Source organism: Myxococcus sp. RHSTA-1-4 (assembly GCF_020037125.1).
Lineage (GTDB): Bacteria > Myxococcota > Myxococcia > Myxococcales > Myxococcaceae > Myxococcus.
Window position 1 is genome coordinate 235,643 of the sequence record NZ_JAIQDG010000005.1, and the last position, 16,771, is coordinate 252,413.

Here is a 16,771-nt window from a genome sequence, read left to right on the forward strand (position 1 = left end):
CCATGATGCGGCTGCTGTCCCTGCTTCTCGTGCTCCTGTGGCCGGCCCTCGCGCCGGCCGAGACGGTGCGCCTGCTCGTCTCCATCGGCGCCAACGTGGGCGACCCGGACGACGCGGTGCTGCGCTTCGCGGACGACGACGCGTCACGGGTGCGCCAGCTCTTCGTGGAGCTGGGCGGTGTGCGCGCGGACCGCGCCTCGGTGCTGGTGGACGCCCCGGCGCAGGACGTGCGCCAGAAGCTCGCGGAGGTGGCGGGCCGCATCGCGGAGCTGCGCGGCGAAGGGCACGACCCGGTGCTGGTGGTCTACGTCTCCTCTCACGCGAAGGCGGGGGTGCTGCACCTGGCCGGCACGCACCTGCCGCTCGCCGAGCTGCGCGACAGTGCGCGCAGGGCCGGCGCGCGCCTCACCGTGATGGTGGTGGACGCGTGCGAGAGCGGCACGCTCGCGCAGAAGAAGGGGGGCCGCGCGGCGCCCGCCTATGACGTCTCGCTGGAGAAGCTGCCGCTGCACGGGCAGGTGGTCATCTCCTCGAGCGGCCCGGCCGAGGTGAGCGAGGAGTGGGACTCGCTCCAGGGCTCGCTCTTCACACACCACCTGCTCACCGGCCTGCGCGGTGACGCGGATGTGGACTCGGACGGCAAGGTGTCGCTCTCCGAGGCGTATGCCTATTCATACCGGCGCACCGTGGCGGGCGCGGCCGGCGCGGGGCAGCACCCCGCGTACGCGCTGGAGCTGGCCGGCACGGGGGAGCTGGTGCTCACCGAGCCGGCGGGAGCGAGGAGCGCGCTGGTGTTCCCCGCCGCCGCCGCGGGGCACTACGTGGTCTCCAGCCGCCCCCGCCCGGACGTCGTCGCCGAGGTGGAGAAGCAGCCCGGCCGCCCGCTGCGGCTCGCGGTGCCTCCCGGGCGTTATCTCGTGCGCAAGCGCGCGGGAGCCAGCACGGGGTTGCTGGAGGTGGAGCTGCCCTTCGGTGGAGAGCGGCAGGTGAACGAGGCCGCGCTGGAATGGCGCCGCTACCAGGAGGTCGCGGTGAAGGGCGGCGCGCTGGAGCTCAAGAGCGCGGCGGTGCTCGTGCTCGGGCGCTGGGAGGGGGCGGCGATTCCCGGCACGGGCACCCGGGTGTCGGCGGCGCTGGGCTACCGGCATACGCGGGGTGCCTGGTGGGCGCTCGGCACGGTGTCGGGCACGCGCGCCTCCTACCGCGGCGTGGGGCTCGACATCTCCGAGGGTGCGCTGGGGCTGGGGGCCGCCGCGGGCTACCGGTGGCTGGAGTGGGCGCTGGTGCCCCAGGTGGGCCTCTCCGTGGAGGTGACGGGCCTGCGGCAGTCCTTCCGGAGGGACAGGGAGGAGGACATCCAGGACACGATGGACCGGCCCGCGCTGGCCCCGCGCCATGCGCTGGGCGTGGCGGCCGGGCCGGTGGTGGGCGTGGAGGTGCCGCTGCCCGGCCCGGCCTTCGCGCTCGTCCAGGGCCAGTTGCTGGTGCGCTACCTGCCGCCCCCGAGCGAGTCGGTGCCCCCCTTGCGCCTGACGCCGCTCGCCAGCGCGGGCGCGGGCTTCCGCTTCTGAGAGGACACGCTGAGATGCGCCGCTTGCAGGGGCGGCTCTCCCTCCTTTCGCCGCCGCTCGCGGCGGGCTCGTAGCCACACTCTGAGAGGACACGCCGTAATGCGCCGACTGCCCGTCCTTCTTCTCCTTCTCGCCGCCGCATGCGGCAGTCCCGTGGACACGACGTACGCGGGAGACCCGCTCGTCACGCTGCGTGGCGAGGCCAGCCTCTCCGCGACCGACCGGCCCGACGGCCCGGTGCGCCTGACACTCGCGTGGTACCCGGGCATCGTGGACGACTCCGCCGTGCCACCGAGCGCGCCCGCGTCCATCCTCACGGAGGACGTTCCGTTCCAGTCCACCTTCCCCGCGGACTTCGCGCTGCCGCTCCACCAGCCGCCTCCCGAAAAGGCCCGCGTGGCGGTGGGAGGCCAGGTGCGAGGCCGTGCCGCGACGGGCTTCCTGCTCGCCTACCGCGACCTGAACGGCAACCAGCGGCTCGACCCGCTCCCGGCCGGCGGGGGTGGGCCCTCCCAGGACAGGGTGGTGGGCTCCTCGTGGGGCGGCTTCGATTCGTACGTGCTGCTGTACCTGGAGGAGACACAGGAGCCGGGCACGGGCCTGAAGCGCGGCTTCAACCTCCTGCACATCACGGTCGATGGCGGTGGCGTCGTGCCGCTCGACACGCCCATTCCGCTCGCGCTGAGCGCGGGTGGCCCGCTGCTGGACCTGCTCGCGTGCGAGGTCGCGTGGGATGGCCTGCCGGAGTCGGAGCCCCCGTGCGGCATCTCCTTCGAACCACCCCCGCCGCCGCCCGGCACGCTGAGCGTGTGGGGCACGGTGTCGCTCGCGGGCCGCACCGTGACGGTGAACCTGTACCTCACGCGCGACGACGAGCGGCTGAGCGATGCCACCGTCACGCTGGGCGGACGTCCCGTGCCCTACGTGCCCGAGCGCCTCGGCCACTTCCTCGAAGAAGCGGACTCCACGCTGCTCACCGAGGGCGGCACCGTGGAGCTGGTCGCGCGCCAGGGAGACTCCGTCACCCGTGGCCTGCTCACCGTTCCCGAGGGCTTCGACATCACCTCTCCGGCCCCGGGAGGGCAGCTGCGGAGTGGCGCGGGGCTCGACGTGGCGTGGACGGCCGCCGCGGGCGCTGCCGGCTACAACGTGGAGCTGCGCTCTCCGGATGGCCTCCAGCAGTCCTTTGCCTTCACGAGCGAGAGGAGCGTGACGCTGCTGCCCGTGTCGTACGAAGGGCCCGCCACCCTCCGCGTCGCCGCCGTCACGCGGCCCTCGGCCTTCTCACGGTACGGGTGGCTCGAGGTGGAGTGCGTGCGCACGCAGCCGCTCACCGTGGTGCCCTGAAGAAAAAGGGGTTCCCAAAAATAAATGGCCGCCCGGTCTTCAAGACGTGAGCGCCCCGCATCCCCGGGGCCTCAGTCTTGAACCGGAGTCTTCCATGTTCGCCGCACCTCGCCGTTCCCGCAGCGCCCTGCTGCTCTCCCTCTTCACCCTCTCCGCCTGCGGAGGCGGAAACACGCCGCCGCCCCCCACCACGAACCCGCCTCCCGCCGAAAAGCCGCTGGCCACGCTCCAGGGCCAGCTCGCGCCCACGCCGGGCACCGAGGTGACGCGTCCGGTCCGCCTCGCGCTGGCGTGGTACCCCGGCCTGCTCACCGAGGGCCCCGGACCGGTGAGCAACCCACTCGGCATCGTCACCGAGGATGTCGCGTACCCGGGCGGATTCCCCGCGAGCTACACCTTCGACGTGACGAGCCCGCCTCCGGCCGAGGCACTGGTGCAGCTCGGCGACGGAATGCGGGGTAGAGGCTCGGTGGGCATCCTCCTCGCCTACGACGACCGCAACGGCAACACCACGCTGGACACCATCCCCGCGGACGGCACGCCGGTGGACCGCGTGTTGGGCGCGTCGCTCGCATGGACCCGGCCGCCCGCCTTCATGGTGGTCTACCTCGACTCCGCGCAGGCGCCCGCCACGGGGCTGAAGCAGGGCTTCAACCTGGTGCGCATCACCGACAACCTCACCTCCCAGGTGGTGCCGCTCACCACGCCCATCCCGCTGTCGCTGCACGACGACCCCATGCTCGACGCGTTCGTCTGCGAGGCGGCATGGGACGACACCGTGGAGCAGGCCCCGTGCGGCCTGGGTGATGAGGAGCCCGTCGAGGGCCTGCTCACGCTCGGTGGCGAGCTCGTCGTCAATGGCACCCGGGCCGACGTGTCGCTCGAGGTGCGCCGGGACGGAGAGAGCGTGAAGGCCGCGCAGGTGACGGTGGGCGACGAGGTCGCCACGTACGACGCCACGCTGGAGCGCTACACGCTCCACCTGGAGGACACCTCGGGAACCCTCGGGTCCGGCCTCGTCACGGTGATGGCGAAGGTGGGCGAGGCGGAGGTCGCGCGGACGGTGGTGGTGCCCGGCGACTTCCAGGTGACCTGGCCCACCCTGCCCATGAGCTACAGCCCCGGTGCGTCCGTGCGCGTGGCGTGGACGCTGGCCCGGGGCGCTTCCGACTACACGGCGAGCGTGGTCGCCGGAGACCAGGTGCTCGCCTCGGACGAGACGCAGGGCCGCTGGCTGGAGCTCTCACCCCTGGCGTACGGGGGCGACGCGACGGTGCGCGTCGTGGCGTCCGAGGAGAGCGATGGCCTCGTCGTGCGGCGGGTGCGCGAGCTGCCCATCTCCTTCACTTCGTGCGACAGCGTGACGGAGGGCAGCGAGCTCACGGTGGAGGGCGAGTTCGAGCAGTACGCCTGGGACATCCTCCAGCAGGAGGCCAGCTCGGTGCGCGTCGAGGTCAAGGACGGCGGGATTGCCGTGACGGACGCGAAGGTGATGCTCAGCGGGTGGGACGTGCCGTACCTGAACGAGCAGGGCGCCTATAGCAATGGCTTCTACTCGCTGGGGCCTCCGGTGTTTGGTGACACGGTCGAGCTGCGCGTGATGCGCGAGGGCGAGGTGCTCTGCCGCACGCTGACGCTGCCGGGTGACTTCGACCTGACGCTGCACGGTGAGGCCGAGCGCCCCACCGGCTCGCCCCTGGCCGTGAGCTGGACCCGCGCCCCGGGCGCCGTGCGGTACGACCTGCTGCTCGAGCCGGCGCTCCAGCAGCCCCTCTACTCGGCGAGCACCAACGAGCTGGAGTACACGTTCGAGAAGGTTGACGCCGTCGGGAACCTCAGCCTGCGCGTGGCCGCGGTGGCCCACCCCGCGCACAACGACACCCTGGGATGGATGGACGTGAAGCGGCTGCGCCTGGGAGGCGCCACCTTCACGGGCGTGACGACGGCGGAGTGAAGTGATGCGGCGGGTGGAGGGCTCCTCGCGGTCAGGGGCTCCTCACCCGCCGGGCTGCGTTTCGCTCGGATGCCGTGCCGTCCACCAGGCGGACAGGCCTGGGCCCACCGGCTCGGACGACTTCACGATGAGTCTGTTTCAAGGTCGCCCAGGGTCGGGCTACACCCGTTGATGAAAATAATGCGTTTCGGCATAACCAAACCATCCATCGGGAAATGTTTCCCCCTCGTCCCGCTCCGGTGTCGCGTCCATGGCCCAGCCGCACCCTGTGTCTCCTTCCGTCATCACCGTCGACCTGGACCGCCTCGAGCGCATCCGCGACCTGCTGGCCATGATCTCCCTCGGTGAGTTCGACCCGGCCCAGCACCTCATCCCCGTCACGGGCGCGGACGAGTTCTCCGGGTTCGAGGAGACCATCAACCTCTTCGCTCGCCAGCTCCACGCCTCCGTTCGCGAGAACGAACAGTCCATGCAGAAGCTGGACTCCGCGCGGCGCGAGCTGGAGGAGAAGCTGAGCACCATCGAGCAGCAGCGCCTGGCCATCCGGGACCTGTCCACCCCCATCATCGAGCTGTGGGAGGACATCCTGACGCTGCCCATCGTGGGCGTGATGGACACCCAGCGCTCGCTGGAGATGACCGAGCGGCTGCTCTATCGCATCTCCCAGGGCAAGGCCCGCTGCGCCATCATCGACATCACCGGCGTGGAGGTCGTGGACACGTCGACGGCCAACCACTTCATCAAGATGGTCAACGCGGCGCGCCTGCTTGGCACCTACTGCGTCATCACCGGCATCAGCCCGCTGATTGCCCAGACGCTGGTCCAGATTGGCGTGGACCTGCGCGGCGTGAAGACGCTCGGCAGCCTCAGGGACGGTCTCAAGGACTGCCTCCGCCATCTGCACAACCACGCCGCCGCTCGTGCCCTCGATGCGAGCGGTCACCAGGGCTAGGGACTCTCCATGTCACACGCATTCAAAGGCATCCAGGCCAGCGGCTCGAGCGTCTACTCCGTCGTCGCCGCCATCAAGTCGTTCTCGGTCCTCGTCAATGAGCTCATGCAGGACCTGAAGGTCCAGACGCGGGATGAGCGCGGCGTGCTCGTCCTCGACACGAACGCCTGGTACGACCTGGAGCTCTACCTGCCGGTCTACAAGAGGATCGACACCCTGCTCGGCGGCCGGGGCCTGGAGAAGGTCGGGTCGTTCGTTCCGCAGAACGCCGTGTTCCCGCCGCACGTCAAGGACGTCCAGTCGGCGCTCGCCTCCATCGACATCGCCTACCACATGAACCACCGGAAGGACGGGCGGGACATGTTCAACCCGGCGACCGGGGAGATGATGGAGGGAATCGGGCACTACACGTACCAGCCCGTGGCCGGGAAGAACGAGGCCGTCATGGTGTGTGACAATCCCTACCCGTGCCGCTTCGACATGGGACTCATCAAGGGAATGGCCCAGCGCTTCCAGCCCCAGGCCACCCTCACGCATGACGCCCACCAGGGCTGCCGGCACAAGGGCGCGGCGTCCTGCACCTACGTCATCACCTGGTAGGCCCGGCGTCCAAGGCCGCGGCTTGAGGTACAGCAGGTCCCCAGACCTCATTTCCGCAACGCGCCCGGGACGGCGCTAGAGTGCCGCGCGTGCACCGCGCGCTCCTGACTCTCGCCGTCCTGCTCCTGCTCGCCTCCGGCTGCAGGCACGCCAACCTTCCCGTGCTGCCCGCCAGCCATGGCGAGCTCTCGCGGATGATGGACCGGTACCTGGATGATGCCCCGGAGCCGGACAGCCTCCTCAGGGGAGTGGAGCTCTCGCTGAGCGACCCGCGGCCGCGGGTCGTCGTGGAGCCCGCCGAGGCGCCCGCCATCATGGCGGAAGCCCTCCGGGCGCTGGACGGGAACCCCACGGAGGAGCAGATCCGGCAGGCCCACGCGGACCTCGGGGGCGCCTGCACCGCTCCATTTCCCCCGGCGTGCGAGGCCCTTCAGGACCTATGGGACAACCCGCGGGCGCTCGATCTCCGGCGGCCCGCCCTCACCCGTGAAGCGCGCGAGCTGCGGGCCGCCACCCTGGTCGTCATCCAGTGCCGGCTCACCGTGGAGGGCAAGCCGCGGGACTGCCGGGTGATAGAGAGCGCTCCAGCAGGGTTCACGGACGCGCTGATGGGCGTCGTGTTCAACGCGCGGTACTGGCCCGCGAAGTTCGCGGGCCATCCGGTCGAGGTCCCCTACGTCTTCCACTTCCCCATCAATCCCGACCTCGCGCCGCTCACCCGGGAGGCTCAACTCGGCTGGGCCCGCGCCCGCACGATGCGGTTCCCCAACAGTCCCCATGCCTGGGCGCACCTGGCGTATTCGCTCGCGAAGTTCGAGCCGGAGGACCCCGCGTACCCCGCGACGCTGCAGCGCCTCCACACGCTCGCTCCCGAGGACTGGTGGTCCGCCAACGAGCTGGCCTGGCACCATGCCCAGGCGGGCCGCTACACCGAGGCCGCGCCCCTCGCGAGGACGGCGTGGAGGAGGGCACCTCGCAATGCCTACGTCCTGGAGACCCTCGCGGCGGTGAGCGCGGGGCTGGACCGCTGCGAGGAGGCCGTGGCCCATCAACGTGACGCGGTGGCCGCGCTGCCGAAGCCCTGGCCCGCCCCGGAGCGGGAGCGCTTCCAGCACACGCTGGAGGCGTACCTCCAGAAGTGCCCGGGCGCCGCGCCCGCGGCGTCGCACTGACACGGTCCGGGCCGCGAGGCGCCGGAGGGCGGCTGCCCGCCCCCCAGGCGAGAACCTGCCTCCTCCACCCCGGGTGCCCAGGTTTCGGTAATCAACGGCGTACGGCAACCAGGGAAAGGAGCAGGCACGGGATGCAGGCACAGGCTTCCGGGGAGCAGCGCCCACGTGGCGGGTGGAGGTTCCTGCTCCGGGCCCTGGGCCACCGCAACTACCGCCTCTTCTTCGCCGGGCAGAGCGTGTCCCTCGTCGGCACGTGGCTCACGCGGGTGGCGACCGCCTGGCTGGTGTACCGCCTCACGGGCTCGGCGCTGCTGCTGGGAGTCATCAGTTTCTGCGGGCAGATTCCCACCTTCCTCCTGGGCCCCTTCGCGGGCGTCCTGGTGGACCGGTGGAACCGGCACCGGCTGCTGGTGGTGACGCAGGGCCTGGCCATGCTCCAGTCCCTCGCCCTGGCGGCGCTCGCCCTCTCCGGCGTCATCGCCGTCTGGCACATCGCCGTGCTGATGGTCCTCCAAGGGCTCATCAACGCCTTCGACATGCCCGCGCGGCAGTCCTTCGTGGTGGAGATGGTGGAGGACCGCGCGGACCTGCCCAACGCCATCGCGCTCAACTCGTCCATGTTCAACGCGGCGCGGCTGCTGGGCCCCTCCCTGGCCGGCGCGCTCATCGCGCTGGTGGGCGAAGGCGGCTGCTTCCTCATCGACGGCATCAGCTATCTCGCGGTGCTGGGCTCGCTGCTGGCCATGCGCATCACCCCGCGCGTCCGGGAGCACCGGCATCAGCATGTGCTCACGGAATTGAAGGAGGGCTTCCAGCACGCCTTCCACTTCCCGCCCATGCGCGCCCTGCTGGGGCTGGTGGCCCTGGTGAGCCTGATGGGGATGCCCTTCACCGTGCTGATGCCGGTGATGGCGTCCCAGGTGCTGGGCGGCGGGGCCAACACGCTGGGCTTCCTGATGGCCGCCGCGGGGCTGGGCGCGCTCGGGGGCGCCGGGTTCCTGGCGTCCCGCCGGTCCGTGCGGGGACTGGGCGGCGTCATCGTCAGCACCACCCTGCTCTTCGGGGCGGGGCTGCTGGCCTTCTCCGCGTCCCGGAACCTGGCCCTGTCGCTGGTGGCCCTGGTGTTCACCGGCTTCGGGATGATGGTGACGACGGCGTCCTGCAACACCGTCCTGCAGACCATCGTCGAGGAGCGGATGCGCGGCAGGCTGATGAGCTTCTACACCATGTCCGTCATGGGCACCGCGCCCTTCGGCAGCCTGCTGGGGGGCGCGCTGGCGACGCACCTGGGCGCGCCGGTGACGCTGGCCATCGGCGGCACCATGTGCCTGGTGGCCGCGGCGTGGTTCTGGAGGAAGCTGCCCGCCCTGCGAGAGCGGGTGCGTCCCATCTACGTCCGCCTGGGCATCATCCCGGAGGTGGCCAAGGGCATGGACATGGCCGCCGAGCGCCCGGGGCCCCGGGAGGGCTGAGCGTCCTCCCGGGCCCGGCGCCGCGTCACGGCACGCAGCCCGCCAGCGGCGTGTTCAGCCCGTTGAGCCCCGTCACGAGGTACGCGCGGGCGCCGCTCTGCCAGAAGCGGCGGGCCACGTGCTCCGCGTGCGGCATCATGGCCCCGCCCTCGGCGGAGTTCAGCCGCGCCGCGGGCCAGTTGCACGTCAGCTCCAGGATGCGCGCGCCGTTGCCGACGAAGTCCGCGTGGTTCTCGAAGGTGTAATACGTGGACTCGGAGCTGATGTGGCAGGTGCGGCAGTAGTTCTTCACCACGCCGTCATACAGCGAGCGCCGGTCCGTCGCGTCGGAGCCCGACGACTCCCAGCCCGGCGGCAGGCGCTTGCCGTCGAAGGCCGCGTTCACCGTGTTGACGCCCGCCGGGTACCACTGGTCCACGAGGCGGGAGATGCCCGTGGTGGCCGGCACGGTGCCCTTCACCAGCGCGTTCAGCCTGCGGAGGCTCTCCGCCTGGTCGGCCCGCCGGAAGGGGGCGGCGGTGCTGTAGCGGAAGCTGTCCAGGTCGAACGGCAGGAAGCGCGCGTTGGCCACCGTCACCGTGCTGCCGGCCACGCTGACGTACGAGTTGATGCCGTGGCACGTGAGGCAGTTGCGCGGGACGGTGTCATTGGCGAGGCGCGTGTCGAGCCCGGCCCGGGTGCTGCGGTTGCCCGCGGCGTCGTAGACCATGAAGGTGACCGGGTTGTTGGCGCGGGAGGGCTCGTACACCATGGCCACGGTGGCGAAGGCGCCGGTGCGCGAGGTCGCCTGGTTGAGCGCCGCGGTGATGTCCGCCTCCGAGGTGTGCCCGAAGGTGCCGTAGTTGCTCACGTGGCACGCCATGCCCGCGCCATGGTTGGCGTTGGCCGCGAAGCGCCGGCAATGCATCTCCCGGCCGATGCCGAGGTCGCCGTCGTTGTAATACGTGGCCGTCACCTCGGCCTCCGAGTCGCCGACGGTGGGAACCATGTAGCGCGAGCGGAAGGCCGCCAGCGTCAGCGGGGCGTTGATGGTGGTGTAGTAGTTGTTCGTCTCCGCGTCGCTGCCCACGCCCTTCTTGCTCAGGAAGCGGATTCCGCCCGTCACCCGGGGCAGCTCCAGGGGCGTGGGCGACGTCGACACCACCGCCAGCCGCGAGGCGCCGAGCCCTCCACAGTCCGTCGTCACGTCGGTCCAGGCCCAGTCCGGACGGCCGAGCACCTCCGAGAAGCAGTCGTCGAACGTCACGTCATCGAACGTCGCGTGCGTGTAGCCGTCGGACGTCAGCGCCCGGAGGAAGGCCAGGCCGCCGGCGGGCCAGCGCGCCGCGAAGGCCGCCGAGGGCACCGGCGTCACGTTGGCCGACCAGGGGTACACGGTGGCGCCCGTCGTGTCGTTGTAGCCCGAGGCCGCCGAAGTGGCCGTGGCGAGGGTAATCCAGTTGGCGCTGACGCTGGGGTCTGCGGTGGGACTGCTGAGCACCTGGACGCGGCTCGTGGCGTTCGCTGACGTGTGGTAGGCGGAGAAGGAGACCGTGGTGCCCGTCACCGGGCCGTTGAAGGTCTGCCCGTTCTGCGGGTCCAGGATGCAGGCCGTGCTCATCAAGCAGGCCGCGACGGCAAGTGAACGACGGATGGCTTTCGACATGGCGCCCTCGGGGTGGGGAGCGCGCATGGAGCAACATCGGGGCCAGGGCATGGCCCGGAGGGGCGGTTGCCCTCCCCTGTTGCCCCACGGACTACAATCGCAATCAGGTTGTGTCCATGGAGGCAACAGCCCGGACGGGGACTCAGGGCGTGAGAAGAAATGAGCCTTCCGGCTCGTCGAACCACCCTTGCGCGATGGCGAGCAGGAGGTTGTGGGCGACGAGTGCGAGCAACCAAGCCGCTTCGGCTCGCTTGCGACCTCGTACGTGAAGCCTGCGCAGGCCTTGGCGCTCCTTGACCTGCGCATTGAGCAGCTCCGCCGCCGGTGCGCGCTGGGCGTATGTGCGCTTGCCTGCGGGGGTCTGCATCCGCGCACGCCACGCATCGATGGGTTCGCCTCGTTGGCGCCTGCTCGGTGCCCCCGGTGGAAGCAAGTTCTTGCGCGCCGGCAGGGGAGAGAAGACATGAATGCCCTGAGACTCGAGCGCGGAGAAGGCCTTGAGATTCCGATAGGCCCCGTCCACCAACCAGGCTTCGGGCTTGAGTCCCAGGACGCGGGCCACCCAGTGCACCATCGGTAGCAGTTGGGCAGCGTCCGTCCCCTCATTGGTGACACGACCGGCCAATGCCAGCCGGCTCTCGACGTCCGAGACGGCCTGCGCGTTGTAGGCGGGACGGTAGCCGCCGTCTGGCATGCGCATCACGTGTGCTTGTGGGTCGGTGAGCGAGGCTCGAGGTTCGCCACGAACGCCCCCCTTCGCACGTTTCTTACGCCGCGCTGCTGCCGGCAAAGCAGCGAGCGCGAGTGCCGCCCGGGCCTGTAAATCGGCCCGAGCGCGTTTCTGGGCTGCACGTGCCTTGGTGCTCGCGCCCCGCCGGCACTGGCCGGCGGCAGCAGCCTCCGTTGCCCGCTTCCGCAGGGTGGCCTTGCGGTGAAAAGAGGCAGCCCCCGCGGAGGCGCGCACACGCGTGCCGTCCTGGGCAACTCGCCGTGGCCGGCGTACGGCACCGCGGCTGCACAGGTCATCCAGCAGCTTGCCCAGCAACGCCCGGAAGGCGGGGCCTGAGCGCGTCATGAAGGAGGACAGCGTATGGGCCGACACGCCGACGCCGACGCACAACCACCAGTACGCAACGTCCGTACGCAGCCGGGCCGCAATGGCATGAGCGCTGGAGAGGCCCTCCATCTGCCCATACACCCACAGCGCCAGCAACAGCCTCGGGTCCACCGCCGAACGACCCGCGTGATGCGGACGGGCGCGGATGGCGCGCTCGAAGTCCGACATGTCTAGCGCTTCGACCGCCGCCCATACGGCGCGAACCGGATGACCTCGGTCAACCAACTGCTCGTAGGTCCGAGCCGCCAGCACCTGAGTCCGTTTCGGCCGGAGCACACGCACTCGCGACCGTCTGCTCCCCGCCATGGCGAGTCATGATCGCACAGCTACGCTTATGCATCCGTCGGACGCATCAGAAACGTTAATTTTTTCTCACGCCCTCAGCCCTCCGCGCTGCCGGGGGTCTTGTCCGGGTCCGGGTAGGGATGCTCCCGGTGCGGGGCCTCCTCGTCATCTCCCTCGGCCGCCCCGGGCGTGTGGCCGGGCTCTTCCTCCACGTTGGCGCCCTGTCGTTCCAGCGTGTCCTCCGACGGCTCGGTCATACGCCGGGGGTCCTTGATGTCTGTCATGATGGGTTCCTCCCTTCGTGGAACATGGTCAGCCATGTGAGGATGGGGGCCGCACGGGAGGCAGACATGTCCACGAAGAAGGGAGCCCTCCACCGGCTCCTCGCCGGTACGGGACAGCTCGTGGGGAACGTCGTGGGCGGGGTGATGACGCTGGCCCTCGTCCTCCGCCCCGACCGCGCGGGGAGCGAGCGGGCCCGGAAGAACGCGGACGTCCTCATCGCCGCCTGCCGGGCCTTCCAGGCGAAGCACGGCCGCCTCCCCGAGACACTGGAGGAACTGGTCCCCGGCTTCCTGCCCGCGCTCCCACCCGCGAAGTTCGACGGGCCGCACTTCGGCTTCACCTACGACGTGAGCTCCGGCTCGACACGCCACGTCCTGGGCTGGACCGAGGTGATGCCCTTCGGGCGCCCCTTCTACGTGTTCGAGGAGGACCGGTGGGGGTACCTGGATTGAGGGGCCCGACGGGCGCGCGGAGACGGGAACGACAGACAGCCAACGCCCGGCGCGAGTTCCACGACGTGGGAGCTCGCTCTCTCACCCATGCGCCTCGGCCTGCGACCCGAGCATGACGAGGTCCTCCACCCTACATCAGCGGGCGCGGCGCTCCAGTTTCTCGCCGACGATGGGCGGTCGTCGCGACCCCATCACGCAGCCGGATCGAGCTCGGGCCTCGCTCCCTCAACCAGGGTGCGCGTCAACAACTGCAAAGGCCCGTGGAATCTGAAAGCGGCGGCACATCATTCGGGGAAACCTACTCGCGCCTCGTTCCCGACGCTGAGGCTAACCCGCTTCAGGTAAGTCGGTGAACCGTGCTCGGAGGGAAGGAGGGTGACTCCTCCAAGGCACCTGCCTTAACTGACTATGCTGAAGCGGGTTAGAACCCATTGAGCGCGAAGAGGCGTTGGTTACGGGCCGAACCCGGCAAGGCTGGTAGCTGATGACCGAGACGACGTGGGCGAGGTCCGGCGTCGCTTTCCTCCTGGCTCGCGTGTTCTGCACATTCGCCGGTCGCCGCGCTGAACCGGGTCCCGGCGGGCACCAGCGCGAGCGACAGGGTGACCTCGTCGCCGTCGGGATCGTCGGCGCCAACAAGAATCCACCGCTTCGCCCTCGTGCCCGACGAGCCGCCCGCTCGGGATGCCGGGCCGGAAAACCGGAGGATCGACCGGACGCACGAGGAGGGAGACTGTCCGAAACGGAATCGAAAACTACCACCCGGACGTGGAAGAGGAAGGTGGCGGTGCCGTTCCGGTTCAGCTCGGGCACGTAGGTGCGGTGCGCGCCGGAGCCCGAAAGCGTGACGTGGGCGGGTGGCCGTTAGATGCGAAATCCCTAGGTCGACCGGCGCTCGCCGATGCGCCACTTGAGAACGGGCGACGCCTCGCCGCCGGATTCGATCTGCTCCAGGAAGAACGATTCGAACTTGCTCCCCGCGGCGTCGAAGATGACGAGGTTCCTCCGGGCCCGCGTGATGCCGGTGTAGACGATCTCGGGCGAGTCGTCGGGCATCAGGATGCAGAACACCGTCTCGGCCTCGTGGCCCTTGAAGCTGTGCGTCGTGGAGAGCTTCAGGACTCCGGAGTTCTGGAAGAAGAAGACCTTCTTGCGTCTGCGGATGCCCTTCAGGATCGCGCAGGCGTCGTCGAACTCCTTGCGGTCCTCGGGCGCCACCTGCGACCCCTCGCACTGCCTGGCCATCTCGAAGAACTTGCGCCGAGGAGTGCTCTCGCCATGGCTCGCTTCATCGAGCTCGAGACCATCCTCGAACGAGATCTTGGTCTTCTCGGTCTTCGTGAGCTCCTCATTGAGCGGGAAGAGAGCGTCGACCCTCGAGGCGATGATCGCCACGTCGTTCGGGTGAAGCTCGTGCACGCGAATGTACTCGCGAATCTTGCTCAGCACCGAGGATGCGTCGTAGCTCGAGCCGTAGCGCTGGTAGGTCAGGAGGTCGAAGATCAGGCTCGCCTGCTCCTCACGGACGTCGTAAATCTCGGAGTCGACGTCTTTCGGTGCCAGGTACCGTTCGTGAAAGCCCTTCAGGAGCTTGACGAGGCGCGCGTCCTGACCGGAGCGGTAGGACCGGGTCAGCTTCTGCCAGCGCCCGAAGCCCCGGAGGGCGGACTGCTCCTTCCGGTCGTAGATGTTCTGACTCCGGTCCCCGAAGAGCGTCAGCTCGCCGTCGGCGGCCAGGAACCTGTCCTTGACGAACTGGATCCAGTCCAGCTCGTAGTCCTGCGTCTCGTCGATCAGGATGGTCTTGAACTTCGGCACGGCATCGCCATGGATCAAGGCGGATAGGACGCCGAGCGTCGGGGCGTCCAGCGTTTCGAAGTTCGGCCTCGAGTCATCGTGGATGCCAAGCTCGTCCAGCGTGGACGAGATGAGCCCATGCAGATGCGTGATCCGGTAGTGGGTGTCGGCGCCGTGCTTCAGCTGCCGGCCGATCGCGTCCCGGATGAAGTGGCCGAGCGTGATGTTGAAATACAGGATGAGGACGTGATCGCGATGCCGCTCGTATGCGTTGATGGCACGCTGCGCGAGGATGGTCGTCTTGCCGCAGCCGGCGACGCCCCTGATCTTCGAGAGCCCGGGCTTGCTGGCCGTCAGCGGACGCTGGTCCGCGTCGAAGACCACCGGGACACCCTGCCGCACGACGAAGGTGGGCGGGGCCAGTCGGCGCTTGAAGTCGGCGTAGATCTCGTCCGTGAAGAGGTCGTCCTTCTTCATCAGGGAGACCTTCCGGACGTCCCGCTCGAGCGAATCGCGCGCCCACGACATGCCCTCGTCGCGTGAGAGCTGGCCTCGCTTGTCCTGGAGGTAGCCGAGCTTCTTCTCGTAGGAACCGTGGTCGGTGATCGATCCGTTCTTCTTCCTCCGGTTCAGCTCGTCGATCTCGCCTGCCAGCTCCGTCCGGGCCGGCGCGTAGAACCGCTCCAGTCGCTTCCGGTCGACGTGGAAGTAGACGAAGGGCCGGACGACCCGGAAGAAGTTCCGGTCGGTGAGGTCGTGGAGGCCGAGCACCGGCAGGTGAAGATCGAACAGGCGCTTCTTGTAGCGAAACACCTGCTTATGAGGCGAGAGCAGCGGCGCCTCGTCGCAGCTCCACTTGTTGTGGGCGTCGACGCGGTAGCTCTCCAGGTTCCAGTCCTTCACCTCGATGATAGCGGCGCCGCATCCCTTCTTGAGGACGATGACGTCGGGCCGATCGCCGTCCAGGAACGGGTTGAAGAAGACCTCGTGGTGGTCGTCGAGGACCTGGCTGAGAACCGTGACCAGATGCAACTCGCCCGGCGTCGGCGGTGTGGTCAGCCTGCGGATGTTCTCGAGCGGAGGAAACAGGATGGCCATCACGGACCTTCCTTGGGCGAGTGGTGGGTCGGGCCTCGTGGCCCGGAGCGTATCATCGGGCTCAGTGTCTCCAGCACGTGGTGATGATCGTGTCGTCCGAGGCGACGACGATGTAGGTGTCACGAAAGCGATCGAATCGCTTCGCCTCGGTCCCGACGTAGGCGCAGAACTTCCGTCAGCTGCGCTTCGAGAAGAAGTACCAGGTCGCACCGCCGCCCGCGTCCCGGTGGTCGCCCCACGCCAGCAGCGCGTCGACGATGAACCCCAGGGATTGCTCGCTGCTGTGCGCGGACAGCGGCGTGCCTGGAGAAACCGGACGCCAGTCGGCTCGGGGGCGTGGGTTCGTTACGCATCGCCGGACTCCGTCTTGTGAGAAGGCGACTTCACGAGTTCGCTCATCCGGACGGCGCGAAGGTAGGGGTTGGGCCTCGCCTCCTCCTCCGCCCGGACGGCGGCCACCCGGTCCCGGAGCCACGAGAGGCGCTGCTCGGCATGGTCGGTGCCCACGAGGTCGGCTGGCACCTCGTGGAGGCCGATTCTTCCGCTCTGCAGAGCCGCGGCCACGTCCTCGTCGCCGCACGCGGCCTCAAGCGCGATCTCGGGACACACGGAGTAGGAGAACCCGAATTCGTGCCACTCGTCGAAGCCGCCCTCCTCGCCGGCCTCCGCGAACCACTCCTTCACGTGGTGCTCGAACGGGTTCCACTGGCCGAAGGGGTCGACGTGCTTCTGGAAGTGCGGAGGCTGAACGCCGGGATCGTCCATCCACCGGCCGAAGACGTCCTTGGCCTGGATGGACCTCTCCTCGTCCACCGCAAAGGCGGCGAACGCATCGGTGTAGCTTTCCGGAAGCGTCCCGGTCTCCGCATGGGCGGCGCGGAGGGCTGCGAGTTTCCTGGCGCGCCGTCGAAGGCTGTCCTCCGCGACCATCGTGAAGAGCAGGGGAGCCAGTTCCACGATCGTGGTCTGCTTCACGCGGTACCGATCTACGACGAGCGAGAAGGCGTTTCGAAAGCGGTTGTCC

General features: G+C 69.4%; 13 protein-coding genes. 8 read left to right on the top strand and 5 right to left on the bottom strand.

Annotation, left to right across the window (positions count from 1 at the left end; genetic code table 11):
- Positions 1-2 precede the first annotated feature (2 nt).
- From K8638_RS10150 to K8638_RS10180, 7 genes are all read left to right on the top strand, one after another.
- Entirely contained in the window at positions 3-1,571 is a 1,569-nt protein-coding gene (locus K8638_RS10150) for a hypothetical protein (RefSeq protein WP_223754253.1), read from the top strand.
- Between the two features lie 99 nt (positions 1,572-1,670).
- Positions 1,671-2,918 carry a hypothetical protein gene (locus tag K8638_RS10155; protein ID WP_223754254.1) on the top strand — a complete coding sequence of 416 codons (1,248 nt, stop codon included), beginning with the start codon at positions 1,671-1,673 and terminating at the stop codon, positions 2,916-2,918.
- A 94-nt stretch (positions 2,919-3,012) separates the two neighbouring features.
- On the top strand, positions 3,013-4,872 hold the full coding sequence (locus tag K8638_RS10160; RefSeq protein WP_223754255.1) for a hypothetical protein: 1,860 nt from the start codon (positions 3,013-3,015) through the stop codon (positions 4,870-4,872).
- A gap of 250 nt (positions 4,873-5,122) precedes the next feature.
- Positions 5,123-5,824, top strand: coding sequence for an STAS domain-containing protein (locus tag K8638_RS10165; RefSeq protein ID WP_223754256.1), 702 nt, complete (start codon positions 5,123-5,125; stop codon positions 5,822-5,824).
- A gap of 9 nt (positions 5,825-5,833) precedes the next feature.
- Positions 5,834-6,424, top strand: coding sequence for a hypothetical protein (locus tag K8638_RS10170; protein ID WP_223754257.1), 591 nt, complete (start codon positions 5,834-5,836; stop codon positions 6,422-6,424).
- An 89-nt stretch (positions 6,425-6,513) separates the two neighbouring features.
- The gene (locus K8638_RS10175; protein ID WP_223754258.1) at positions 6,514-7,596 is read left to right on the top strand and encodes an energy transducer TonB; all 1,083 of its coding nucleotides are present in this window, start codon (positions 6,514-6,516) and stop codon (positions 7,594-7,596) included.
- A gap of 131 nt (positions 7,597-7,727) precedes the next feature.
- Positions 7,728-9,068: an MFS transporter gene (locus tag K8638_RS10180; protein WP_223754259.1), complete on the top strand. Its 1,341-nt coding sequence runs from the start codon at positions 7,728-7,730 to the stop codon at positions 9,066-9,068.
- Between the two features lie 25 nt (positions 9,069-9,093).
- On the opposite strand, the gene K8638_RS10185 is transcribed toward K8638_RS10180, so the two are convergent.
- The 3 genes from K8638_RS10185 to K8638_RS10195 all read right to left on the bottom strand — a co-directional run bounded on the left by K8638_RS10185 (position 9,094) and on the right by K8638_RS10195 (position 12,399).
- Positions 9,094-10,668: a hypothetical protein gene (locus tag K8638_RS10185; protein ID WP_223754260.1), complete on the bottom strand. Its 1,575-nt coding sequence runs from the start codon at positions 10,666-10,668 to the stop codon at positions 9,094-9,096.
- Between the two features lie 187 nt (positions 10,669-10,855).
- On the bottom strand, positions 10,856-12,136 hold the full coding sequence (locus K8638_RS10190; protein WP_223754261.1) for a transposase: 1,281 nt from the start codon (positions 12,134-12,136) through the stop codon (positions 10,856-10,858).
- A gap of 74 nt (positions 12,137-12,210) precedes the next feature.
- The gene (locus K8638_RS10195; protein WP_223754262.1) at positions 12,211-12,399 is read right to left on the bottom strand and encodes a hypothetical protein; all 189 of its coding nucleotides are present in this window, start codon (positions 12,397-12,399) and stop codon (positions 12,211-12,213) included.
- Between the two features lie 66 nt (positions 12,400-12,465).
- Here K8638_RS10195 and K8638_RS10200 point away from each other — a divergent pair, with 66 nt between their 5' ends.
- Positions 12,466-12,852, top strand: coding sequence for a hypothetical protein (locus tag K8638_RS10200; RefSeq protein WP_223754263.1), 387 nt, complete (start codon positions 12,466-12,468; stop codon positions 12,850-12,852).
- Between the two features lie 879 nt (positions 12,853-13,731).
- Here the strand turns inward: K8638_RS10200 and K8638_RS10205 are convergent.
- Together K8638_RS10205 and K8638_RS10210 are read right to left on the bottom strand one after the other, a co-directional pair.
- Entirely contained in the window at positions 13,732-15,747 is a 2,016-nt protein-coding gene (locus K8638_RS10205) for a nuclease-related domain-containing DEAD/DEAH box helicase (protein WP_223754264.1), read from the bottom strand.
- A 345-nt stretch (positions 15,748-16,092) separates the two neighbouring features.
- The gene (locus K8638_RS10210; RefSeq protein ID WP_223754265.1) at positions 16,093-16,722 is read right to left on the bottom strand and encodes a hypothetical protein; all 630 of its coding nucleotides are present in this window, start codon (positions 16,720-16,722) and stop codon (positions 16,093-16,095) included.
- Positions 16,723-16,771: the final 49 nt, after the last annotated feature.

Excerpts from the sequence above, each read along its gene's own strand:
- K8638_RS10150 (WP_223754253.1), top strand. The coding sequence starts at position 3 with ATGATGCGGCTGCTGTCCCTGCTTCTCGTGCTCCTGTGGCCGGCCCTC.
- K8638_RS10155 (WP_223754254.1), top strand. The coding sequence starts at position 1,671 with ATGCGCCGACTGCCCGTCCTTCTTCTCCTTCTCGCCGCCGCATGCGGC.
- K8638_RS10160 (WP_223754255.1), top strand. The coding sequence starts at position 3,013 with ATGTTCGCCGCACCTCGCCGTTCCCGCAGCGCCCTGCTGCTCTCCCTC.
- K8638_RS10165 (WP_223754256.1), top strand. The coding sequence starts at position 5,123 with ATGGCCCAGCCGCACCCTGTGTCTCCTTCCGTCATCACCGTCGACCTG.
- K8638_RS10170 (WP_223754257.1), top strand. The coding sequence starts at position 5,834 with ATGTCACACGCATTCAAAGGCATCCAGGCCAGCGGCTCGAGCGTCTAC.
- K8638_RS10180 (WP_223754259.1), top strand. The coding sequence starts at position 7,728 with ATGCAGGCACAGGCTTCCGGGGAGCAGCGCCCACGTGGCGGGTGGAGG.
- K8638_RS10185 (WP_223754260.1), bottom strand. The coding sequence starts at position 10,668 with ATGAGCACGGCCTGCATCCTGGACCCGCAGAACGGGCAGACCTTCAAC.
- K8638_RS10190 (WP_223754261.1), bottom strand. The coding sequence starts at position 12,136 with ATGGCGGGGAGCAGACGGTCGCGAGTGCGTGTGCTCCGGCCGAAACGG.
- K8638_RS10195 (WP_223754262.1), bottom strand. The coding sequence starts at position 12,399 with ATGACAGACATCAAGGACCCCCGGCGTATGACCGAGCCGTCGGAGGAC.
- K8638_RS10200 (WP_223754263.1), top strand. The coding sequence starts at position 12,466 with ATGTCCACGAAGAAGGGAGCCCTCCACCGGCTCCTCGCCGGTACGGGA.
- K8638_RS10205 (WP_223754264.1), bottom strand. The coding sequence starts at position 15,747 with ATGGCCATCCTGTTTCCTCCGCTCGAGAACATCCGCAGGCTGACCACA.